Source organism: Candidatus Zixiibacteriota bacterium, from assembly GCA_017999435.1.
In the GTDB taxonomy this organism is placed as follows: Bacteria; Zixibacteria; MSB-5A5; order GN15; family FEB-12; genus JAGNLV01.
The window spans coordinates 779,118-800,679 of the sequence record JAGNLV010000001.1; the positions used below are offsets into that span (position 1 = coordinate 779,118).

At 66.1% G+C, this 21,562-nt stretch carries 22 protein-coding genes; 4 read left to right on the forward strand and 18 right to left on the reverse strand.

From position 1 onward, the window contains the following. Position 1 precedes the first annotated feature (1 nt). The 7 genes from KA261_03410 to KA261_03440 are packed head-to-tail and all read right to left on the reverse strand — an operon-like array spanning position 2 to position 7,468. A complete protein-coding gene (locus KA261_03410) occupies positions 2-778 on the reverse strand; it encodes a TatD family hydrolase (GenBank protein ID MBP7696833.1) in 777 nt (258 codons plus the stop codon). Continuing rightward, positions 778-2,706, reverse strand: coding sequence for a methionine--tRNA ligase (gene metG / locus KA261_03415; GenBank protein MBP7696834.1), 1,929 nt, complete (start codon positions 2,704-2,706; stop codon positions 778-780). The genes KA261_03410 and metG overlap by 1 nt, the downstream gene beginning before the upstream one ends. Positions 2,707-2,727: 21 nt before the next feature. Then, entirely contained in the window at positions 2,728-3,627 is a 900-nt protein-coding gene (locus KA261_03420; protein MBP7696835.1) for a hypothetical protein, read from the reverse strand. Between the two features lie 41 nt (positions 3,628-3,668). Continuing rightward, the gene (locus KA261_03425; protein ID MBP7696836.1) at positions 3,669-4,787 is read right to left on the reverse strand and encodes a hypothetical protein; all 1,119 of its coding nucleotides are present in this window, start codon (positions 4,785-4,787) and stop codon (positions 3,669-3,671) included. After that, on the reverse strand, positions 4,777-5,952 hold the full coding sequence (locus KA261_03430; protein MBP7696837.1) for a peptidoglycan DD-metalloendopeptidase family protein: 1,176 nt from the start codon (positions 5,950-5,952) through the stop codon (positions 4,777-4,779). The genes KA261_03425 and KA261_03430 overlap by 11 nt, the downstream gene beginning before the upstream one ends. After that, positions 5,949-6,806, reverse strand: coding sequence for a permease-like cell division protein FtsX (locus KA261_03435; GenBank protein MBP7696838.1), 858 nt, complete (start codon positions 6,804-6,806; stop codon positions 5,949-5,951). The genes KA261_03430 and KA261_03435 overlap by 4 nt, the downstream gene beginning before the upstream one ends. After that, on the reverse strand, positions 6,803-7,468 hold the full coding sequence (locus tag KA261_03440) for an ATP-binding cassette domain-containing protein (GenBank protein ID MBP7696839.1): 666 nt from the start codon (positions 7,466-7,468) through the stop codon (positions 6,803-6,805). Before KA261_03440 ends, KA261_03435 begins: the two co-directional genes overlap by 4 nt. A 131-nt stretch (positions 7,469-7,599) precedes the next feature. Between KA261_03440 and KA261_03445 the strand changes: the two genes are divergently transcribed. After that, positions 7,600-8,547, forward strand: a complete 948-nt coding sequence (locus KA261_03445) for a hypothetical protein (GenBank protein MBP7696840.1) — start codon at positions 7,600-7,602, stop codon at positions 8,545-8,547. Between the two features lie 73 nt (positions 8,548-8,620). Here KA261_03445 and KA261_03450 read toward each other — a convergent pair whose 3' ends face one another. Next, positions 8,621-11,197: a thrombospondin type 3 repeat-containing protein gene (locus KA261_03450; GenBank protein MBP7696841.1), complete on the reverse strand. Its 2,577-nt coding sequence runs from the start codon at positions 11,195-11,197 to the stop codon at positions 8,621-8,623. Between the two features lie 163 nt (positions 11,198-11,360). Between KA261_03450 and KA261_03455 the strand changes: the two genes are divergently transcribed. Beyond that, positions 11,361-11,846 (forward strand): hypothetical protein, encoded by a 486-nt coding sequence (locus tag KA261_03455; GenBank protein MBP7696842.1) that lies wholly within the window; start codon positions 11,361-11,363, stop codon positions 11,844-11,846. Between the two features lie 106 nt (positions 11,847-11,952). Here the strand turns inward: KA261_03455 and KA261_03460 are convergent, their stop codons facing one another. From KA261_03460 to KA261_03495, 8 genes are all read right to left on the reverse strand, one after another. Next, positions 11,953-12,393 carry a hypothetical protein gene (locus tag KA261_03460; protein MBP7696843.1) on the reverse strand — a complete coding sequence of 147 codons (441 nt, stop codon included), beginning with the start codon at positions 12,391-12,393 and terminating at the stop codon, positions 11,953-11,955. Between the two features lie 66 nt (positions 12,394-12,459). After that, positions 12,460-13,707: a transcription termination factor Rho gene (gene rho / locus KA261_03465; GenBank protein MBP7696844.1), complete on the reverse strand. Its 1,248-nt coding sequence runs from the start codon at positions 13,705-13,707 to the stop codon at positions 12,460-12,462. A gap of 51 nt (positions 13,708-13,758) precedes the next feature. Beyond that, on the reverse strand, positions 13,759-14,094 hold the full coding sequence (rsfS, locus tag KA261_03470) for a ribosome silencing factor (protein MBP7696845.1): 336 nt from the start codon (positions 14,092-14,094) through the stop codon (positions 13,759-13,761). Positions 14,095-14,114: 20 nt separating this feature from the next. After that, positions 14,115-14,582, reverse strand: coding sequence for a hypothetical protein (locus KA261_03475; GenBank protein MBP7696846.1), 468 nt, complete (start codon positions 14,580-14,582; stop codon positions 14,115-14,117). Between the two features lie 120 nt (positions 14,583-14,702). Further along, positions 14,703-15,185, reverse strand: a complete 483-nt coding sequence (locus tag KA261_03480) for a hypothetical protein (protein MBP7696847.1) — start codon at positions 15,183-15,185, stop codon at positions 14,703-14,705. Between the two features lie 139 nt (positions 15,186-15,324). Next, a complete protein-coding gene (locus KA261_03485; GenBank protein ID MBP7696848.1) occupies positions 15,325-16,089 on the reverse strand; it encodes an NTP transferase domain-containing protein in 765 nt (254 codons plus the stop codon). Positions 16,090-16,146: 57 nt separating this feature from the next. Continuing rightward, positions 16,147-16,500: an aspartate 1-decarboxylase gene (locus tag KA261_03490; GenBank protein ID MBP7696849.1), complete on the reverse strand. Its 354-nt coding sequence runs from the start codon at positions 16,498-16,500 to the stop codon at positions 16,147-16,149. Between the two features lie 172 nt (positions 16,501-16,672). Then, entirely contained in the window at positions 16,673-17,149 is a 477-nt protein-coding gene (locus tag KA261_03495) for an NUDIX domain-containing protein (protein ID MBP7696850.1), read from the reverse strand. 213 nt (positions 17,150-17,362) lie between these two features. Here KA261_03495 and KA261_03500 point away from each other — a divergent pair, with 213 nt between their 5' ends. Continuing rightward, positions 17,363-17,914: a DinB family protein gene (locus KA261_03500; GenBank protein MBP7696851.1), complete on the forward strand. Its 552-nt coding sequence runs from the start codon at positions 17,363-17,365 to the stop codon at positions 17,912-17,914. Between the two features lie 85 nt (positions 17,915-17,999). Here the strand turns inward: KA261_03500 and KA261_03505 are convergent, their stop codons facing one another. Continuing rightward, positions 18,000-18,845, reverse strand: a complete 846-nt coding sequence (locus KA261_03505; protein MBP7696852.1) for a pantoate--beta-alanine ligase — start codon at positions 18,843-18,845, stop codon at positions 18,000-18,002. Between the two features lie 562 nt (positions 18,846-19,407). On the opposite strand from KA261_03505, the gene KA261_03510 reads away from it, so the two are divergent. Then, positions 19,408-21,264, forward strand: coding sequence for a peptidylprolyl isomerase (locus KA261_03510; GenBank protein ID MBP7696853.1), 1,857 nt, complete (start codon positions 19,408-19,410; stop codon positions 21,262-21,264). Positions 21,265-21,286: 22 nt separating this feature from the next. Here KA261_03510 and KA261_03515 read toward each other — a convergent pair whose 3' ends face one another. After that, positions 21,287-21,553, reverse strand: coding sequence for a hypothetical protein (locus KA261_03515; GenBank protein ID MBP7696854.1), 267 nt, complete (start codon positions 21,551-21,553; stop codon positions 21,287-21,289). Positions 21,554-21,562 lie beyond the last annotated feature (9 nt).

Below are 21,562 nucleotides of genomic sequence, written 5' to 3' on the forward strand. Positions count from 1 at the left end.
GTCACCCCTCCAGCGTCTCGACCAGCCCGAACAGCTTCTGCACCGTCCCGTCGACCGTCCGCTCGAGGTGCGCGGCGGGGAGTTCTTTGAGCTCGGCCAGCCGCCGGTAGACGTACCGGACATAGGCCGGGTAGTTGGTTTTGCCGCGGTGCGGCGCGGGGGTGAGGAAGGGGGCATCGGTCTCCAGGATAATCCGATCCAAAGGAACCGCCTGGGCCACCCGCGCCATTTTCGTATCGCCGAACGTGATCACCCCTCCGACGGAAATGACGAACCCGAGATCGATCGCCTCGCGCGCCTCGGCGATGTCCCCAGGGAAACAGTGGAACACGCCGCCGCGCAGCCGGGGAGCATACTCCCGCACGATCGCAACCGTATCGCGGAATGCCTCGCGGGTGTGAATGACGACCGGGAGCGCGGTCTCGATGGCCAGCTCAAGCTGCTGGTGGAAGGCCCGTTTCTGCGTCTCGCGGGGCGAGCGGTCGCGGAAGAAATCCAGCCCGATCTCGCCGACCGCCACCACTTTTTCGTGCCGGGCCAGCGCGCGCAGGCGCGCCAGCGTGTCCGCGTCCAGCGTCGTGGCGTCGTGCGGATGCACTCCCACGGTCGCGTACACCATGGCGTGCTGCTCGGCCAGCGCGACCGAGCGCTCCGAGGCGGCCAGATCCACCCCGATGTTGATGACAGTGTGGACGCCGGCGGCCCGCGCGTCGGCCAGCGCCTCCTCGCGCCGGCCCTCGAAAGCCGCGAAATCGAGATGGCAGTGGGAGTCGATCATCAGCTTATCGCGGCGCCCGGCGGAAGATCCCCGTCGGGCACGACCAGCCGAAGCACTTTCCCCTTTTTCGCCGCCAGCAGCATCCCCCGCGACTCCAGCCCCCGGATGGTCGCGGGCTTGAGGTTGGCGACGACCACGATGCGCCTGCCCGTGATCTGCTCCGGCGTGTAGTGCTCCGCCACCCCGGCGACAATCTGGCGGGTCTCGTCGCCGAGTGAAATCTGCAGGCGGAGGAGCCGGTCCGCTCCGGGGACCCGCTCGGCGCGGAGCACCTCGGCCACCCGGAGCTGCACGCGGCCGAAGTCGGCGATATCGATGAGGCCGTCGGCCGAGCCTTCCGCGGGCGGCGGCGCGGCCGCGGTCGCGGGCGGCGCTTCCTGCGGCGGCGCGATCCGCGGGAAGACCGCCTCGCCGAAGGCCACTGGCGTTCCCGGCTCCAGCGCGAAAAACACCCGCGCGGCGTCGAGCGTGAGCGTCCCGTCGTCCAGTCCGAAAATGCCGCGCACCGCGCGCATCTTGTTGGGCATCACCGGGGCGAGGATGATCGAGACAATCCGGATCACCTCGCAACAGGCGTAGAGGATCCCGCCCATCTCGTCGCGCCGCCCGTCGCGGGCAAGCTGCCACGGCACGCGGTCGTTGAAGAACTTGTTGGCCGCCCGCACGAGGTTCATTCCCTCGGCGACAGCCTGCCCGATCCGGAAATTCCGGATGTGCTCGTAGGCCGCGGCCGGCGCGGCCTCGGCCGCCTCCATCAGCTCCTGCAGCCCGGCAATCTCCCGGTGCGGACCCGGCAGCCGGCCCTCGAAATTCGTCTGCACCATCTTGACCACCCGCGACACGAGGTTCCCCAGATCGTTCGCGAGGTCGGCGTTGTACTGCGCCGCAAACCGCTGGGCCTGGATGTCCCCGTCGACCCCGAACGGGTACTGAGTGAGCAGCAGGTACCGGGTGCCGTCGGCCCCGAACTGGGCGACCATGGCGTTCGGGTCGATCTGGTTCCCGAGCGACTTCGACATCTTCTCGCCGTCGACCGTGAAAAACCCGTGCAGGAACATCGTGTCCGGCAACCGCACTCCCGCCGCCATCAGCATCGCCGGCCAATAGAGGCAGTGGAACTTGAGGATGTCCTTGGCCATCAGGTGCACGACTTCAGCGTTGGTCCACCACTTCGCGAACGCCGCCGGATCGTCGCCGTACCCGACCGCCGAGATGTAGTTCGACAGCGCGTCCACCCACACGTAGGCCACCTGCGTGCGGTCGAACGACAGCGGGATTCCCCACTTCACCCGTTCGCGGGAGATCGAGAAATCTCCCAGATCCTGCTCGATCAGGCCGAGCACCTCGCGGCGGCGCTCCTCCGGCAAAATCCGCAGCTCGCCCGAGAGGATCTTCTCGCGGATCTTCGGCAGGTAGGCGGACAGGCGGAAGAAGTAGTTCTTCTCGCGGAGCTTCTCCGGCGGGCGCTTGTGGTCGGGGCAGAGGCCGTCGACCAGCTCCTTCTCGGTGATGAACTTCTCGCAGCCGGTGCAGTAGAGCCCCTCGTAGTAATCGGAGTAGACGGCCTCGCGGCCGTCGTCGGTGCGCGCCGCGCGCATGGCGTCGAGCAGTCTGTGCACGGCCTGGGCGTGGCGCGGCGAGGTAGTGCGGATGAAGTAGTCGTAGTCGATCGCGAGGTTCTCCCAGGCGCGCCGGAACGTCTCCACCGTCCGGTCGCAGAACGCCTGGGGCGTCATGCCGGCGGCGGCGGCCGCCTCGGCCACCTTGGTCCCGTGTTCGTCGGTGCCGGTGAGGAAAAACGCCTCGCGCCCGGCCAGGCGGTGAAAGCGCGCGAGCAGGTCGGCCGCGATCGTGGTGTAGGCGTGCCCGATGTGCGGGCGGTCGTTGACGTAGTAAATGGGCGTCGTGAGGTAAATCGGCTTGGCCACAGCTGGTCTCCGCGTTCGGGTTTACCGCCCCTCGCCTTCGTCGAGCTTCTTGAGCGCCTCGGCTTCCGTCTCCCCGGCCTCGAGGTCGCGCGCCGGGCCGGCTGCCGCCTCCTCCACTTTGCGCTCCCGCTCCAGAATATCCTTCAACCCGACCCGGAACGTCACCCGCTCCGCATCGCGTATGATTGCCTCCTCGTTGAACACGTCGATCCGCTCGATCACGCCTTCCCCCAGCCGCGTCCGCACCATCGTTCCCGGCTCGGGGAACCGGCTCTTTACTTTGCGGTACATGTCGGCCTCGTAGCGCAGGCAGCACAGGAGCCGCCCGCAGTTGCCGGAGATTTTCGAGGGGTTCAGGGGGAGATCCTGTTCCCGCGCGTGCTGGGTCGAAATCGGTTCGAAATTGCGGATGAAGGAATTGCAGCACTGCTCCCGGCCGCAGATGCCGTAGCCGCCCAGCCGCCGCGCCTCGTCGCGCACGCCGATCTGGCGCAGCTCGATCCGCGTCCGGTAGCGGGCCGCCAGGTCCTTGACCAGCTCGCGGAAATCCACCCGGTGGTCGGCCGTGAAAAACACCGTCATCTTGTTCCCGTCGAACTGGCACTCTACGTCCACCACCTTCATCGGCAGTCCATGCCGGGAGATGATGTCGATAACCTCGTACTTGTACCCCTCTTCCTGGTCGCGGAGATATTCCCACCGGGCCGCGTCTTCACTGCCGGCCGGCCGGAGGATCGAGCGGGGGTGGTTCCCCTCCCCGAACGAGACCTCGGTCTCGATTTTCTTCTTGAGGTAGCCGAGCTCCTCTCCGCGCTCGACCTCGACGATCACGTAGCTGTTGAGGGTGAGCGCGTGGTAGTAGCGATTGAAGAAGAACTCCTTGCGGGAGCCCTTGAATTCCACGAGGTACAGTTCCGCCATACAAAAAATCCCCGCTTGCCCGGGGGGTGCCCGCTTTCCGGTCAATGCCGACTCGCCGCCGCCTTGGTCCTGAGGGCCAGCGCCGCCAGCGCCCCATGAATATGTACGTTCAGCCGAAAATGGGCAAGCGCTATCTTGATCTCCTCGGCGAGGCGAACGGCGGTCGCCGGATCGGCGAAGTGTTCGGCCAGCCGCTCCAGTTCGGCCCGGAAATCGGTGTTCACCACGGCGCCGCCCGCTCCGGCCACCGCCAGCTGCATGCAGTCCCGGGCCAGCGACTGCCACAGGTGGAGCAGGTACTCCGCCTCGCCGCGGTCGCGCTCTCCCAGCGCGGCCGTCAGCCGCGCCACGGTCTCCGGCCCGCTGTCCTCAAACAGCGACCGGAACAACTGGAATGCGGTCACCCGTCCCGAGGCCTCGTCGTCGCCCGACTCGGCCGCCTGCACCGCCCGGCCGGCAATCCCCTCGGCCGTGCGCGCGGCCAGCTCGGCGCGCGCCTCCGCCAGACCGTACTGCGCCCGCAGGTACTCCGCGACCACCTCGGGGGGAGACGAACGCAGCGTCACTTTCCGCGACCGCGACTGGATCGTCGGCAGCAGCCGCTCGGCTTTCTCCGCGATGAGGAGGATGACCGCCTGCGACGGCGGTTCCTCGATCATTTTCAAAAGCGCGTCCGCCGCCTCCGGGCGCATCCGCTCCATCTGGTAGAAGATGATGGTCCGGTAGACGCCGGGCGGCGGTTTGGTCGCCATCGTCCGCTTGATCCGGCGCGCGGTATCGATCGGGATCGTCAGATTGGCCGTAGCCGAGAGCACCGCGAACGGTTCCCGGCGCTTGAGGTCGATCACCTCGTTGGTCAGCTCGACCGCCTCGTCCTCGCCCTTGTGCGGGGGCAGGGGCGCGGCGACCGCGAGGCCTTCGAAATTGAGCGCGAAAATCAGGCGGCAGTTCCGGCACCCGCCGCAGGGCCGGAGCGCGCCGCCGGCGGTCCGCGTCCGCGCCTCGCAGTTGAGCAGCGCGGCGAACGAGACCGCCAGTCCCCACCGGCCGCATCCGTCCGGCCCGCAGAGAAGGTAGGTGCCGGCCACCCGGTCGGACTCGACCGACCGCGCCATCACTTCCCAGGCGCGGGGTTGAAACTGCGAGATGTCAAAAGGCATCGAGGCGTATCCACAGCACCGGATCGAGGGGTTCGCGACCCTGGCGCAACTCGAACTTTACCTGGCCCTCCGGCCCCACCCGCCCGAGCACGGTGGTCCCTGTCACCGCGTCCCCGGTGCGCACCTGGGGCTCGCCGAGCCCGGCGTAGGTGGTGTAGTAGTCGCTGTCATGGCTTATGATAACAAACCGCCCGTATCCCCGCAACGTCCCGACATAGGCGACCGATCCGGCCGCCACCGCGCGGACCGCCGCCCCGGGCGCGGCCGCGATCGTGATTCCCGGCGAGTACGACTTCAGCTTGGTGACCGGATCCTGGGCCGGCCCGAACGGCACGGTCACTTTCCCCGGCGCCGGCGGTGGGAGCTGCCCCTTCAGGGTGGCGAACGCCGAGGGAGGCGCAGGCTCGCTCGGCCGGCTTTCCCGCCGCTCCCGCTGCTCTTCGAGCAGCGCGATCACGCGCTCGATTTCATCGGCCGCCTGCTGCAGCGTAAGCATCTTGTCCCCCTCGGCGAGCTTGGTCCGGCGGATTTTCTCCAGCGCTTTCTCCCGCTTCTCTCGCTGGCTCAGGTCGAGCGCCGTCGCCGTCTCTTTGTCCTTTTTGAGCGACTGGACCTTGGTCCGCTGGCTAGCGAGCGTGTCGAGCATGGCGAGCGTCTCGCTCAGGTAGGCGCCGGCGTCGGCGACGTTGTCCGATTCGAACTGGGCGAGGGCGGCGAGGTAAACGATCTGGCGGTTTTCCTCCAGCCCCTTCGCAGGCCCCGACCAGAGCGGCCGGGCCGTCCGCCCGGTGGCCTTCGCGTAGAACTGGCGGATATCGCCGAGATATTTGCGGCGCGCCCGTTCGAGCCGGTCGCGCGACTGCCCGAGACGGTCCTCGGTCGCCTGCATCTGCTCGTGCACGTCGGCCAGTTGGCGCGTCAGCCGCCCGATCACTTTCTTGTTCGCGGTGATCTTCTGGTCGTACCGCGAGATCTGTTCCGTCGTCTGCAGCTCGGCGCTGCGCAGCGAGTCGAGCTTCTTCTCGCTCCGCTCGACGTCCTTGCGGATGCGCTCCAGCTCTTCCTGCTGGCTGCGGATGCGGTCCTTGTCCTTGCCCTTGTCCGCCTGCACGTCCGCCGCCCCCAGGACCAGCAGGAGGGCCGCCGCCCACGCCGCACGTCTCACGCGAGCATCCTCCGCACCCCGAGGTACCCGCTGACCACTCCGAGGAGCGCGGCCCCGAGGCAGAAGCCGGCGATTTCAGCAAGCGGGGGGAACACCGGCGCGACGTGGGTGAAGCTCACCTGTCCGCGGGCGTACCAGAGCGCCGCCCAGCCGATGGCCGCCGCCGCTCCGCCGAGCACCGCCCCCTCGAGCAGCATCGGCGCCACCAGGAACAGCCGGCTGGCTCCGAGCAGGCGCATCTGCGCCAGTCCCTCCGCCCGCGTGCGGATCATGAGCCGGAGATTGTTCAGCGAGCTGATCACGGCCGTCACCAAGATCAGGATTCCGAGCGCCAGGCCGACCCGCAGAATGACGGCCTGGGTCCCCTCCGTCTTGCGCAGCCACTCGGCGTTGTAGTAGAGGTCGGCCACCGCCGGCATCCGCCGCAGCTCTCCGGCAATCGCCGCGAGACCGTCGCTCGTGAGCGCCGCCGGCGCGAACGTCAGCACGAACGACCGCGGCAGCGGGTTGAGGGTGTCATACCCGGCGAGCAGGTCCATGCCCAGCGACGCCTGCATGATCTCTCGCGCCGCCTCCTTCGAGATGTACTGAAGGCCGGTCACCCCGGGGATCGCGGCGACCTCCGCCTGGACGCCCGCGACCTCCCCCTCGGCCACTTCCTCCCGGACAAACACTTCCATCTGCACCTCGGCCACGGCCCGCGCGAACACCTGCTCGACCGTCGCCGCCCCGATCCAGTACAGGTCGAACAGGAGGTACAGCAGGGTCAGGGAGAGCAGCGATCCCAGCGCCGTGAACGGGTGCCGCCCGAGGCTCCGCGCAAATTCACCCGCTATGTGGGCCGTCCGGGTCACGTCAGCCTCCCCTCCCGGATCACGTAGCTGGTGCTGTTGGGCAGGGTGCCGGGGGGATGGTCCGACATCAGGAGAACCATCGTCCGGCCCGACAGCGAGGCTTTGACCAGGTACTCGAACACCCGGCGCGCCGTCGCCGTGTCGAGTCCCGCCATCGGCTCGTCGATCACCAGCAGCGGCTGGTCGGCGATCGAGGCCCGCGCCAGTTGGACGAGCGTTTGCTCCACCCGCGTGAGCGTCGCCGGGTAATCCTGCGCGCGGGTCAAGAGCGAGAACTCGGTGAGCATGCGCAGGAGCCGTTCTTTGCGCGCCCGCTTGCGCACGCCCGCCAGCACCAGCGGGTAAGTGATGTTGTCGGCCGCCGTGTAGGTCGGCACGAGGCCGAAAATGCCGCCGACGCCGCCAAGCCGACGCCGCACCCGGTTGAGCGCCCGCCCCCGTCCGCGGCGGAGATTCTCGCCGAACACCTCGACCGACCCCGCGTCCGCAAACTTCCGCCCCACGAGCAGTTCCGCAATCGTGGTCTTGCCCGAACCCGGCCCCCCCGTAATCACCGCCGTCTCCCCCGGTCGCACCGACAAGCTCAGATTGCGGAAAAGCTCTCCGCTGCGGGGATAGGCGAGATCAACATTGCTCAGTTCGACGATCGCGGTGTCGGGCATACCAACTCCATCCGTTCGAACGACCGTTGACGATAACCTCGAAGTTCCGTATACTGCGGCCGTTCGACGCCAAAACTTATACCGGAGTCGATGGTACAAAGACAAAGAAGCGGCCTCAACTAAAACAACGTATGAGAAAATATCTCCTTACTCCCCTTGTGCTTAGCCTGTGCCTATCGGCCCCGCGCGCGCAGGACTGGGTCCCCGTCACCTTGCCCACCGGCGACAACATCACCGGCATCGAGTTCCTCCACCCCGACACCGGCTTTCTCTCCATTCAGCCGGGCGACCTCGGCCGCACCTATGACGGCGGCCGCACCTGGACGATCCACCCGGTCGCCCTCGACCTGGCGCTCGAAGACGTCTCGTTCGCGAACGCGAAACTCGGCCTGGTCTGCGGCAAAGCCGGCGCCCTGTACCGCACCTCCGATGGCGGCGAACGCTGGGAGAGCGTCTCCCCGGTCGGGCGGGACAGCACGGTCGCTTTTTTCAGCGTCAAATTCATCGACCCCCGCACCGCGTTGGTCACCGGCATGAGCCGGCACGAGGAGACCCCCTGGAGCGGCATCGCCTACCGCTCTCTCGATGGCGGGGCGACCTGGACCAGACTCGAGCCCATGGGTCTCATGTACAGCGAGATTTTCTATTCCCCGACCGCCGGGCTGGTCTTTCCGGCGCTCGGCCTGCTCAACCGGTCCGATGACAAGGGGAAATCGTGGCGTCAGAACGGCGCGATCGAGAGCGCCCTCAACCGGAGCGTCGCCGTCGCCGGCGACCTGATCGTCCTCGTCGGCCCGAAAGGTTTCCTCGCCGTTTCCCGCGACAACGGCAAGACGTGGAAGAAAATCGAGCAGGACGTCGAACGCACGTTTGTCGCGGTCACCGCGATCGACGACCGCACGGTTTTCGTCGCCGGACCCAACTCGCTCATGCTGCGCTCGTCCGACGGCGGCGAGACGTGGACTCAGGAGCTGCTGGCCCGCTCGTTCGACGTCCTTGATCTGGCGCGGGCGGGCAGCCGTCTCTACGCTGTCGGTACCGACGGCGCCGTGATCTACAAGGAACTCGGCCGCAAGTAGGGTAGCTGCGGGCCCGGCCGCCGGGCCGCGCCCGCCATCGAATGGCACCCGAACCGCCCCGGCTCCCGGTCCCTTACGGACAGGCCGCCGGCACCGGGCCGCCGCGGAAGAGATAGCCGATCAGGAGGGTCAGGTCGGACACAGCCGGCGAACCGTCCCCGTTCACATCCATGTGGGCGGGGCAGCCCGCCGAGACTCCGCCCCGGAACAGGTACGCGATCGCGAACGTCAGATCCGACACCGCCACCGTCCCGTCCCCCGTGCAGTCGCCGCGAAGCATACAGCAGCAGGCGTCTCCCACGCCGTCGCCGTCGAAATCCGCCTGGTCCGGGTTGGGCACGGCCGGGCAGTTATCGGCGTCGGCGCAGAAAAGATCCTCGTCGGCGTCGTTGTCCGGATCGTTCGGGCAGGCGTCGCAGAGGTCGCCGAGCGTATCGCCATCGGCATTAGCCTGCTCGGCATTGGGCAGGGCCGGGCAATTGTCGCAGGCGTCCCCTATCCCGTCGCCGTCGCCGTCCGCCTGGCCGGGATTGCCGGCAGCCGGGCAGTTGTCGCACACGTCCCCGACTCCGTCCCCGTCCCCGTCGGCCTGATCGGCATTGGCGACTCCGGGGCAATTGTCGGCGCCGCAGTACTCGGTCGAATAGCCGGGATCGGCGAAACCGTCGCCATCCGAGTCAATGCACCAGTCGCAGGCGTCCCCGATTCCGTCCCCGTCGACATCCGTCTGATCCGGGTTGCTCAGCTCGGGGCAGTTGTCGTCGGGACACTCGTTGGCCGCGTACCCCGGGTTCCCGTACCCGTCGCCGTCGCTGTCTGTGCACGCGTCGCAGGCGTCCCCCGTCCCGTCGCGGTCGAGATCACCCTGCTCCGGGTTAGGCAGACCGAGGCAGTTGTCGCAGGCGTCGCCGGCCCCGTCGACATCCTCATCCTCCTGCCCCGGGTTATGCGCGAGCGGGCAGTTGTCCTCTTGTGCGCACAACCCGTCCCCGTCGCCGTCGTTCAGCGAATCCTCCGGGCACACGTCGCAGAGATCCCCGCTGCCGTCGCCGTCGGAATCAGTCTGTGCGGGATTGTACGCGGCCGGGCAGTTGTCCAGTTCGGCGCAGTAGCCGTCGCCGTCCCCGTCATCGCACACCCGGCAGGCGGGCTGTCCGGCCCCGATCAGGACGCCGCAGGTGTTGAACGGGCTTTCCGGGGCGCACGGCGAGAGTTCGTCGATATCGAGATTCCCCGCCGCCGTGTCGCAGAAGATCGGCGGGCGGGTCATGTTGCCCAGCCACGTGCGGTACCGCTCGATGGCCGGCGGCCAATCCACCGTGTTGCCGTAGAGGTCGCTGCACTCGACCCATTGCCCCCCGTAGCCTCCGCACTCGTCGGATGAGAACGTCATACCGCCGTAGGCCGCGATGCAGCGGCGCACATCGATGTACGATCCGTGCCCGCCTCCGGCAAAACCGCAGCCGTAGAATGTGCAGCCCTCCATCCGCACATTGCGCCCGTGATCGCACGCGACCCCCTGCTGCACGCCGAGGAAGCGGCAATCCACGACCTTCACATAGGCAAACTCCGCCACGATCCCGGCCTGGAGGTCGCCCTGGAAGACGCAGTTGCGAATGGTCGGACCGTAGTAGGAGACGTTGATGCCGACCCCCTGCCAGCCCGGGGCCGCCCGGAAGCCGAGTCCCTCCACTGTCGGCAGCGTGTCGCTCGCCTGGATCAGTATGGCCGGCGGGTAGTTCGCCAGCGCCACCTGCACGATTGTATGCTCCGGCCCGTTCGCTGACCGCACCATCATCGGCATCCGGTTCCACACCATCCAATTGGTGCTGTCTATCGTGTAGATCCCGTCTTCGATCACCACCGTATCGCAGTAATGGGCCGCCGCCAGCGCCTCGGCGATCGTCGGATACTCCGATGGGACGTACAGCGCAGTCGGAAGCTGCGTCGGATCGCAGCGGCTCACCTGGACGAGGAAGCAGTAGTCGGCCTGCCCGCCGGACAGCGCGTACAGCGACTCCCACTGGTCGCCGTCGTATACGGTCGACCGGTGCTCCCCCGCCGACGGGCCGTCGCCGCTGTCCGTCACCAGAACGAGCGTGTCGCCGTCTCCGCCGATCGCCCCCAGGCCGATATGAAACGACTGGTCCATCTCGAAGCCCACATCCAGCGCCCCCAGCGGCACCGTTACCCAGGCGAGTGTTGTCGGGAGCGAATCGTACGGCACCTCGGTCGAATCGAGCAGCGCGCCGGGGTATCCGGAGCCGTTGTCCGCGTACACGTAGACGCGCAGTCCCGGCTGCCCGGTCATGAGCGAAGGATAGAGCGCGAGCTGAACGGCGCCGAGCGCCAGTTCGCCCGGATTGCCGAAACTGGCGACGTCGAACCGCACTGCGGCCCGCGTGGCGGCCGACCGGCTCGGCAAGCGGTAGATATACGCGGCCGATCCGCAGTACGACACGTAGTCGCACCCCGGACACTCATAGCGGCCGCCGCCCGCCTGCGTGTCCGACAGATCGGCTGCCGGCCGGGAGATCGGCTCAGGACTACTCCCGGAGGGGTCTGCCTGCAGTCCTCCGGCCGCTCCGGCAATGGCGAGGGCCACGGCCAGCAAACAGCGGACGACCGCTCTTAATAAGCGAGAGCGCATACCATTCCCTGCTCGTTTTTGGATCATGTCTCGGATACCTATATCTATGATACGACAATCCCCCGTGTCGTCAAGGGCAAACTGCGACTGGAATTCCCTTGCCCTGTTTGTCCTCGTTGCGTATTCTGAGTCTGTCGCAGAACACCATTTCGCGGAGGAGCGAATGAAACACGCACTCGCCATTCTCATCGGCCTTCTCCTCTGCCTCGCGGTCTCGGCGCCGCTGGCCCAGGAGGACGCGAAACCCTGGTTCGATCTTGAAAAATGCGCTTTCTGCAAGCAGCTTCTGTCCGAGGAGGGTCTCATCGACCACATGCATCCCGCGTACCACAACCTCAAGTCCGGGGTCTTGTGGATCACGGTTGTCGATCCGGAGTACCGCGACGCGTTCAAACGCGCCGGGGCGAAGATGGAGGAAGTCGGCGCCGAGATGCAGAAGACCGGCGAGGTCCCCTATATGTGCGGGTTCTGCAGCGCGTACGGGGAGCTGATGATGGCCGGAGCGGTTCCGGAATGCGTCGAAACCGAGGTCGCCGAGATCTGCCTCATGCAGTCCGACAAGCCCGAGCTGGTCGAAAGGCTCCACGCTTTCGCCGCCCGGAGCAGCGAAGAAATGGCCAAGCTGAAGGCGGCGGAATCGGCCGAGTAGCGGCCGGTGCCAGGCACAGCCCTTTCCAATCGGGGGTATCCGGCGGGTCACTCGCCCGCCTCAGCCCACTGCCCGCAGTGATTCCGGACCCGCCCGGCGGCCGCCGTTATCTGCCGGCCTCGCGGAAATGCATTCCCGCGCCCAGCGCCAGCGCCACCCCGATCACCACGTACACGGCAACCAGCACGATCGGCGGCACCCCCGCGTGGCGCAGGGCAATCCCGGCTCCGACCATCGCGGCCACGATCACGTACGACTGCAGCGACTGGAAGGCAAAGAGGCAGATCTTATCTTTGTGAGGGGAGAGCTCGCGGATACGGGCGACGTTGCGGCGCGCCACCGGGCGGAGGGCCAATCGGTACTTGGCGACCCCCAGGACCGCGGCGGCGCCCCACACCCAGGCCGAGCCGCCCGGCAGCCCCCGGGTGAGGATCCCTGCCCGCCAGAGCAGCACGGCCGCGCCGATAGCCCAGGCGACGCCCGCCCCGCGGAGGAGACTCGCCCGCGACACCGCCGGCTCGGGAATCGATACCCGCACGCGCCCCATGGCTGCCTTTCACGAAAAAAGCAGGCGTCCGCACCGCCTGCCTTTCTCTCCCTTCGCGCCCGGCCCTCAGTCCTTCATCGAGGCCAGGAATTTGGCGTTGTTCTTGGTCTTCTTCAGCCGCCCGAGGAGGAACTCCATGGCCTCGATCGGGTTCATTTCCGCCAGGAACTTGCGGAGAATCCAGATCTTGTTGAGCGTATCCTGGTCCTGCAGGAGTTCTTCCTTGCGGGTCGATGAGCGGTTGATGTCCATGGCCGGGAAAATGCGCCGGTCGGAGAGCCGGCGATCGAGCACCATTTCCATGTTGCCGGTGCCCTTGAACTCCTCGAAAATGACTTCGTCCATGCGCGACCCGGTTTCGATCAGGGCGGTGGCGATGATCGTCAGCGACCCGCCCTCCTCGATGTTGCGGGCCGCCCCGAAGAACCGTTTCGGCTTGTGGAGGGCGTTGGAGTCGACGCCCCCGGAGAGGATTTTGCCCGAGTGCGGCACGACCGCGTTGTGGGCGCGGGCGAGCCGGGTGATCGAGTCGAGCAGGATCACCACGTCCTTGCCATACTCCGTCAGCCGCTTGGCCTTCTCCAGCACCATGTGGGCCACCTGCACGTGCCGCTCCGCCGGCTCGTCGAACGTCGAGGACACCACCTCGCCCCGCACCGACCGCTTCATGTCTGTGACCTCCTCCGGCCGCTCGTCGATGAGGAGCACGATGAGGATCACCTCGGGATGGTTGGCGGTGATCGCCTGGGCGATCTTCTGCAGGATGATCGTCTTGCCCGCTTTCGGGGGCGAGGTGATGAGCGCCCGCTGGCCCTTCCCGATCGGGCACATGAGGTCGATAATCCGGGTCGTGACCTCCTCCGCACCGACCTCGAGGTGGAACTGCACGTTCGGGTAGAGGGGGGTGAGGTTGTCAAAGAGGGTCTTGTGCTTGGCCACCTCGGGATCGTCGAAATTGACCGACTCAATCTTCAGCAGGGCGAAATACCGCTCGTTGTCTTTGGGCGGCCGGACCTGCCCCGAGATCACGTCGCCGGTCCGCAGATCGAACCGCTTGATCTGCGACGGGGAGACGTAGATGTCGTCCTGGCCGGGCAGATAGTTGTAGGACGGCGAGCGCAGGAATCCGTACCCCTCCTCGAGAATCTCCAGCACCCCTTCGGCCAGTATCATCCCCTCGCCCGAGGAAGTCGACTCCATGATCTTGTAGATCAGTTCCGACTTGCGCAATCCCGAGACGCCCGGGATGTCGAGTTCCTCGGCGATTTTGAGGAGATCCGCGATTGTCTTTTGTTTCAGATCCGCAACTTCCATTTGACCACCTGTCCTTATCCTGCCTCTTGCTCGCAATCAGAATTTTCGTTTTCACACGGCGTCGGCCAGCTCCTCCGCAGGCGCGTCTCCCCAGAGGCGCTCCAGCTGGTAGAACCGCCGCGTCGGTTCGTAGAACACATGTATCACGACGTCGACATAATCGATGAGCACCCAGTTGCCGGCCTCAGCTCCTTCGACCTGGTAGGGCTTGATCCCCTGTTCGCGCAAGCCGTCCTCGATCGCCCGGGCGATCGCCTTCACCTGAACGTCCGCGTCGCCGGAGGCGATCACGAAGTAGTCGCACACCGACGAGATCTCTTTGAGCTTCAGGATTTTTACGTCAAAGCCCTTTTTGGAGAGCGCCAGATAACCGGCCGCCAGGGCCAACTCGTGGGAGGATAACTCGCTCAAGACTGCTGCTGTGACTCCTTTTTTATTTCCTGTGCGGAGAGAAGGTCCTCGATGTCGGGGCCGAGAATCAGGGTCGCGGTGACCTGGCGGGTGTTGTGCTCCAGGGGCTGGAACCACACCGCGTCGTCGTCCAGCCCGAGCTGTTCCGCCAGCATCCCGGCCCCCTCCAGATCCTCGGTCCGCGACACCACCACCGTGCGCGTTACGGCCCGCAAATCATACACGCCTGTCTCGACCACCTGGACCTCGAGGTCGGCCCCGGCCAGCGCCTTGACCCGCTGCACCAGCCGGTTCAGCCCGGCCCCGCTGCCCCCGGTCTGGAGGACCTGCAGGCGCACGACCTCGGAGGGCGGGTTTTCCGTCAGCGACACCCCGCGCACGAGCCGGGTCCCGACCAACCCCAGATAGATCGTCACCGCCGCCAGGCCGGCCGTGAGGAAAATCGTCGTGAATTTGCGAATCATGTGTTTGTTCATGTCGAAGCGGGGTGCCGGCGCGTCAGGCCGCCGGCGGGATGGCGAGAGTCGGAAAGCGCGGAAATCGGGAAAAGCTGCGGTAGGGGGCCGAATTCACTCTCCTCGCTTTCAGTAGCGGTTCCACCAGGACCCGGGCCCGAACAGGCTGCCCCGCCGATAGTACGGCCCGTACCAACCGCCGGTATACGACTGCATTCCGACCGTCATCCGAAAACTCTCGGACGGGTGATAGTCAAGCATAAACCCCGGCAGCACCGTCGCATCGCTCACACCCTCTCCCCACAGCGCCCCGGCGTTGTGGGCCACCCCGACATTGAGCAGCAGCGACAGCTTCGGCGAAAACTCGTAAAACATACTCGTCGTCAGCATCCCCACCGAGGCCGATTGCCCGCCCCCCGACAGGTAGGACAGCGAGTAGCTGTGCGACCAGTGCAGGCGGGAGAGGTCGATCAGCGACAGCGGGCTTTTCGCCGGTTCGATCCCCATCACATTAGCCCGCGCGGCCGCTTCCAGGTCGGCTCGGTCGGACATCTGGGCCGCGGCTGAAGCCGCCAGAGTCAGCGTGGCGAGGATTACGATCAACTTGTGCATATGCGCTACCACCAATTCTAACACCGGCTTAATGTAACGCGCCGGGAAGGCCCCGGCAATAAAAAAAACCCGGCCCCCTTGACCTAGTATCGACCCGGCCCCCGGTCATCCTTTATAACGTACCGGCCCGGCGATCCGCTCACTGATATTTCCCGCTCCCGGCGGCCGGGTAGCCGAATTTTCTGGCCAGTTCGGCCAACTGCTCGACCGAGTTGACCCCAAGCACCTCGTCGGGGTTTTCGGCAGTCACCACGGCCACCCGCAAGCCCTTATCATGCATCACCTTAATCGTGTCCGTCAGATAGTATTCCCCCTGTGCATTCTCCCGCCCGATCTCGGTAAGCGCGGCGAAGAGGTGGCGGTTGTCAAAACACAAAATGCCGGTGTTGATCTCCCGGATGCGGCGCACCTCGTCGGAGGCGTCTTTCTCCTCCACGATTTCCGCCAGCATGTCGGTATTTCCCTCCCGCACGATCCGGCCGTAGCCGTAGGGGTTCGCGAACACCGCCGACAGACAGGTGGCCGCCGCCCCGGTCCGGCTGTGAACGTCCAGCAATGCTTCCAGCGACCGGCGGCTGAGAAACGGGACATCCCCCGCCGCCACCAGCGTCGTCCCGGCGAAATCGCCGAGGAGTTCTTTCGTCATCATGACGGCGTGCCCGGTCCCCAGCTGCTCGCGCTGCCAGGCGAATTCGACCGGGCAGCCGCGCAGCGCTTCCTGGACCATCTCCCCCTTGTGGCCGATCACCACGACAATCCGCTCGAACCGCATCGGCAGCAGCGTATCCAGCAGGATCCGCACCATCGGGCGGCCATCGATTTCATGCAGCACCTTCGGCAGGTCCGACTTCATGCGTTTTCCCTTGCCGGCCGCCAGGACAATCGCTGCGCGTGTCTCGGGCATTGAACTCCTCAAGTGGGCGGGTGGATGCCGTGCGGGCCGGGAGGACCGGCCCGTCGGTCACGGCCTGATCTGTTTGTTGTTTTGGTCGACATGGACGACCGCCGGTTTGTGCACCGACCCGTCCTTGTGGTCGATCAGTCCGTAGGCGATGATAATTACGAGGTCGCCGACCGCCCCTTTGTGCGCCGCCGCTCCGTTGAGGGCGATCGTCCCGCTCCCCGGCTTCCCCTTGATTACGTATGTTTCGAACCGTTCGCCGTTGGTCACGTTGGCGACCTGGATTTTCTCGTACTCCACGAGGTCGGCGGCTTTCATGAGCTGCTCGTCGATCGTCATCGAGCCGACATAATCGAGCGAGCACTGGGTGATCGTCGCCCTATGTATTTTTGACTTGCAGACCGTTATCAGCATTTCGTCTTCACTCTCGTCCGGCTGTTCGGTCCGGCGCCGGGGTAATATAGCCGCCCGGCGGCGTCCGTCAAGGCCCGGGGTTCCTCGTTTGTCCGCTTTTCGAACCCCCGAGCCGCCTTAAAGTTCCCGCGGCCACGGCGGCGCGGCCGCGGAATCCGCCGTCCGGCGCCGCTTACGCGGTGATCTGCACCCAGTTGCGGGCCGGGAATATCTCCAGCTCGTCGGTGATCTCCTCAATCATCCGCTCGAGGTTCTTCCAACTGACGAGGTGCCGCGCTTTCCCCGGCGGCAGCCAGCGGAAACTGCTCACCTCGGGCGACAGCTTCACCTGCGACTCCGGGTCGACCACGGCGACAATCAGCGGCAGGATCAGCACTTTGTCGTAGACCGGTTCATAGAAGTGCACGACGTACTCGGTCGCCCACATGCTCAGGGGATTGAGCCCGAGCTCGACCTTGAGCTTGCGCACCACGACCTGGGCCACCGTCTCCCCGCCCTGCTTGCCGCCGTTGACAAACCCCCAGTACCCGCCGTAGGCATCCTCGGCCGACCACTGCAGCACCAGGAACTTCCATCCGTCCGGGTCCTTTTTGACCACGGCGACATTCACGCCCGGCGATTCGACCGGGATCTTAGTCGATTCATTCATGGATATCCGCTCTGCCTCACAACCATCTCATTCTCTGCAACTTCCGGTAATCTACACCCCCCGGCGCAAAGGTCAAGCCCCTTTTCCGCCGGTCCGCACCGCGAAAACCTCGGCTCCGGTCTTTCCCCCTCAACAAATGCCGCCGTCCCCCCGTAATACTCAGTGTTTTCGGAACTATTCAAAAACTGAGAGCAGCTTCTTCAGGAGGAGAGCATGACCACGACCCCCGGCCGCAAGGATAACCGCCCGGCATCCGCCGCCGTCGAGACGCTCATTGGCGTCTACGCCGCCGCCCCCGCCCGGCTCTCCGGCGCACTGGCCGGACTGAGCGACCATGAGCTCGCGGCACGCCCCATCGACGACAAGTGGTCGATCCAGGAGATCGTTTTTCACCTCGCCGACTCCGAACTTATGGCCGCCGCCCGGTTCCGCCAGGCTATCAGCGGTTCGCATCCCACTTTCGCGTATTACAGCCAGGATATCTGGGCGGAGAAGTTCGACTACCGGCATGCCGACCGGCGTGCGCTGGAGGAGGCGGTCGACCTGTTCGCCGCCCTTCGGGCGGCCACGACCCGGCTGCTGCGGCGCCTTTCCGGCGACCAGTGGGCGCTCACCGGCCACCATCCGGAGCGCGGCCCGCTCTCGGTCCGGCAGATTCTGGAGACGTACGCCAACCACGGCGAGAACCATGTGAAGCAGATTCTCGAACGGCGCCGGCTGCTCGGCAAGCCGCTGGACCTCGCCCCGCTGACCCCTGGCGCCTGAGCTGCCGGCCGGGGGCGTGCCTGTCACGATCTGTTCCCGGCGAGCGGGGCGGCCCGGCGCTGCGTGCGCCACGCCCCCCGCCCCCTCACATCCTCATGTTGTCAATCAGCCGCACGCCGTGCACCCGCACCGCCAGCGAGCAGACCACGCCTGGCCGCACCGCCGCCGCGGGCTGCACGCTCCACAGGTCGGTGAACGCGATGTAGTCGATCTCGGCTGAGGGACACGCACCGTGGATCACTTTCTCCATCTCGGCCCGGATCTTCTTCGGATCGACGGCTCCCGCTTTCGCCATCGCCCGCGCCGTCCGCAGCGCGTAGTAGAGGCAGCGCGCCTCCGCCCGGTGCTGCGGCTCCTTGAAGTAGGCGTTCCGCGAGGACATCGCCAGCCCGTCGGACTCCCGCACCGTCGGCGCGATGACCATCCGGATCGGATAGTCCAGGTCCCGGGCGACCTGCCGCAGCACGACCGCCTGCTGGTAGTCTTTCATGCCGAACACGGCCACGTCCGGCCGCACGATGTTGAACAGCTTCGCCACCACCGTCGCCACTCCGAGGAAATGCCCCGGCCGCACCGCACCTTCCAGCGCCTCGGTGACCCCGCCGACCGTCACATAGGTCTGGAACCCCGGCGGGTACATGTCGGCGGCGGAGGGGATAAACACGAGATCCCCGCCGGCCGACCGAATCTTTTTCACATCCCCCTTCTCATCGCGCGGGTACCGGGCGAAGTCCTCTCCCGGGGCGAACTGGGCGGGGTTGACGAAAATCGTGACCACCACGAGATCCGCAGCCTTTTTCGCCCGCCGCACCAGGGCCAGGTGCCCCTCGTGGAGATACCCCATGGTCGGGACCACGCCGATTGTCTTCCCCGCCGCCGCCGCCTCCCGCGCCGCCCGCTGCATTTGCCGGATGGAACGAATGATTCGCATGGGCGGTAGATAACGGTTTGCCGGTGCGAAATCAAGCGGGGCCGCCGCCTCCGACCGCTGCCCCGAGGCTGTCCGCATCGACCGGAGCGCCAATTGACCCACCCTCACCCCGAGGCAATTCTGTTACGGTGACCCGGTGGAAATCATCGCCGATGCCGGCGAAACCCGCTGGTTCATGCACACGCGCATGGGCGGCGAGGTCTCGGCGTTCGAAGTACCGGAGGTTGCCTTGGACTCCCTCATCTTTCGCGGTCCTTTTGTGCCCGGCTGCGGTGCCGGGGCGCCCCCCGCCACCGCCGGGGCCGGCGGCCGACCGCCATGCGGGCCGCCCGTGTCATTGACCCCTACGCCTTCTGCCTCGAACTCGTTGCTCCACCCTAAGCCCTTGTCCCCCAATATGGCTACGGTGGTCGTCGCCCCTTGCCCTCTTTTTGTATAATTCTTGCACCCCCCGGTTGCATTATCGGGGCGGTACATTATATTCCATGACTCGGTTTATCCCGCTACGGCATGACCCGATAAGACTGGATAGAACGGAACTGGAAATAAGGAGTTTGAACGGATGTTCGATGCACTTCGCCGCATGATTCTCCCGATTATCCTCATCGTCCTCCTTCTCTTCGCGGGAATGATCGTTCTCGAGTGGGGCATGGGGCTTTCGGGCCGGCAGAGGTTTGCCGACGCCAATGTCGCCGGCGTCGTCAACGGCGAGGAAATCTCGTGGGAGCGCTACAACACGATCCTCAACAACATGATGCAGAGCGAGCAGCAGGACTCCGACGAGGACCTCCCTGACGCCAAGGTCCGCGAGTTGCAGCTCGAAGCCTGGAAACAGGTCGTCCAGGATCAGATCATGCAGCAGAAAGTGCGCGACGAGGCGATCGTGGTCACCGATGAGGAGCTGTTCTCCTACCTCGCCTACTCCCCGCCGCCCGAGCTGCGGACGCTGCCGTACTTCCTGACCAACGGCCAGTTCGACTACCAGAAGTACCAGCAGGCGATGCTCGATCCCCAGGCCGCCCCCTTCTGGTCCCAGATCGAGGCCGCGGCGCGCAACGACATCGCCAAGATGAAAGTTCAGGAGCTGGTGCTCCAGGACGTCCAGGTGACCGAGAACGAAGTCCGCGAGTGGTTCCTCGGCTCGCAGGAGAAGGTCACGGTCGGCATGATCAACGTCGACTTCGCCCGGTTCTCCCGTCCGGCCCCGACGGGCACGGCGGAGGAGATTGAGGCGTATTTCAACGCCCACCGCGACAAGTACACGGTCGAAGAGCGCGCCGCCCTCAACGTCGTCCTCATCGAGAAGTCGCCCGCGCCGTCCGACTGGGAGGCCTCCTACGAGAGGGCCAGAGCCATCTACGACTCCATCAAAGCGGGCACCGACTTCGCCGAGATGGCCGGCCTCTACTCCGAGGATCCGGGCTCGAAAGAGAAGGGGGGCGACCTCGGCTGGTTCGCCCGCGGCCAGATGGTCGGCGAGTTCGAGAAAGTGGCGTTCCAGTTGAACAAGGACCAGGTCTCCGAACCGGTCAAGACCCAGTTCGGCTGGCACATCATCAAGCTCTTTGACCGCAAGACCGAGCGGGAGGTTCCGCGCGGCAAGACCGAGCCGGAGGATGTCGAGAAAGTCCTCGCCTCGCACATCCTCATCCAGGCCAAACCCTCGCAGGAGACGCTCGATCAGGCCTACCGCCGGCTCGAGGCGTTCCGCACGGACGCCAAGAAGATCGGCTTCTTCAAGGCCGCCGAGGACCACCAGTTCCCCGTGCGCAACACCGGCCTTTTCTTCCGCGGGCGCAACATTCAGTACCTCGGCAGCGATGCGCAGGCCGGCATGTTCGCCTTCGATGAAGCCGTCGACGCCATCAGCGATGTCTGGGAAAACAACAGCGCCATTTATGTCGTCCAGGTCGCCGAGAAGCGTCCGGCCGGGCTGGCCACGTTCGAGGAGGCCCGCGAGCGCGTCACTCTCGACGTGCAGCAGGAGAAAGTCATGGCGCTGTGCGTCGACACCGCGGCCGCCATCTGGAACCTGATCCAGCAGGGGAGCGACCCGAAGACCGCCGCCGAGCGCTTCGGCGAGCAGTACGAAACCCCCGACCCCTTCACCCGCTCCGGCTACGCGCCCGGCATCCGCCGCGATCCGCTGGCGATCGGGGCCGCATTCGGCCTGAGTCGGCCGGGCGAGTTCTCCGGACCGGTCAAGTATGACCAGGGGGTCGTGATCTTCCGGCTCCTCAGCAAAGAGGCTCCCGACATGTCGGTGTACACGGAGAAGCGCGACTCCGTCCGCACCGTTGTCCTCAACAACAAGCGGCAGGAGCTGTTTACGCGGTGGATGGAGGAGACGGTGAAGAGTTCGAAAGTGGAGAACTACGTCCAGCGCGCGCTGGTCGAGCAGCGGGGCATGCCCTACTGAGTTTCGACCCCGGCGCCGCCGATTAGCGAGGCTCGCCCGTTTGCGGCGAGCCTCTCTTTTTGCCGGTCCCGACCGCCAGCCGCACGAGCGCCGCCGCCGCCCAGGCCCCCTCGAGGACCACGAACGGCAGCAGACCGCTCGCCCAGGCATACCAGCAGGCGAGCGCCGCGCCCAGCGCATTCATCGCCAGATAGGCTATCCCGTGCTCCGACAGCCGCCCCAGCAGACTCAGCACGAAGGCGGCCAGGAGGAGGGCCACGCCGGCCGACCCCGGCACCAACGCCGTCATGCGCGATCC

Coding starts and splice junctions, on each gene's coding strand:
- KA261_03410 (MBP7696833.1), bottom strand. CDS start 778: ATGATCGACTCCCACTGCCATCTCGATTTCGCGGCTTTCGAGGGCCGG.
- KA261_03420 (MBP7696835.1), bottom strand. CDS start 3,627: ATGGCGGAACTGTACCTCGTGGAATTCAAGGGCTCCCGCAAGGAGTTC.
- KA261_03425 (MBP7696836.1), bottom strand. CDS start 4,787: ATGCCTTTTGACATCTCGCAGTTTCAACCCCGCGCCTGGGAAGTGATG.
- KA261_03440 (MBP7696839.1), bottom strand. CDS start 7,468: ATGCCCGACACCGCGATCGTCGAACTGAGCAATGTTGATCTCGCCTAT.
- KA261_03445 (MBP7696840.1), top strand. CDS start 7,600: ATGAGAAAATATCTCCTTACTCCCCTTGTGCTTAGCCTGTGCCTATCG.
- KA261_03450 (MBP7696841.1), bottom strand. CDS start 11,197: ATGCGCTCTCGCTTATTAAGAGCGGTCGTCCGCTGTTTGCTGGCCGTG.
- KA261_03455 (MBP7696842.1), top strand. CDS start 11,361: ATGAAACACGCACTCGCCATTCTCATCGGCCTTCTCCTCTGCCTCGCG.
- KA261_03460 (MBP7696843.1), bottom strand. CDS start 12,393: ATGGGGCGCGTGCGGGTATCGATTCCCGAGCCGGCGGTGTCGCGGGCG.
- rho (MBP7696844.1), bottom strand. CDS start 13,707: ATGGAAGTTGCGGATCTGAAACAAAAGACAATCGCGGATCTCCTCAAA.
- KA261_03475 (MBP7696846.1), bottom strand. CDS start 14,582: ATGATTCGCAAATTCACGACGATTTTCCTCACGGCCGGCCTGGCGGCG.
- KA261_03480 (MBP7696847.1), bottom strand. CDS start 15,185: ATGCACAAGTTGATCGTAATCCTCGCCACGCTGACTCTGGCGGCTTCA.
- KA261_03485 (MBP7696848.1), bottom strand. CDS start 16,089: ATGCCCGAGACACGCGCAGCGATTGTCCTGGCGGCCGGCAAGGGAAAA.
- KA261_03490 (MBP7696849.1), bottom strand. CDS start 16,500: ATGCTGATAACGGTCTGCAAGTCAAAAATACATAGGGCGACGATCACC.
- KA261_03495 (MBP7696850.1), bottom strand. CDS start 17,149: ATGAATGAATCGACTAAGATCCCGGTCGAATCGCCGGGCGTGAATGTC.
- KA261_03500 (MBP7696851.1), top strand. CDS start 17,363: ATGACCACGACCCCCGGCCGCAAGGATAACCGCCCGGCATCCGCCGCC.
- KA261_03505 (MBP7696852.1), bottom strand. CDS start 18,845: ATGCGAATCATTCGTTCCATCCGGCAAATGCAGCGGGCGGCGCGGGAG.
- KA261_03510 (MBP7696853.1), top strand. CDS start 19,408: ATGTTCGATGCACTTCGCCGCATGATTCTCCCGATTATCCTCATCGTC.
- KA261_03515 (MBP7696854.1), bottom strand. CDS start 21,553: ATGACGGCGTTGGTGCCGGGGTCGGCCGGCGTGGCCCTCCTCCTGGCC.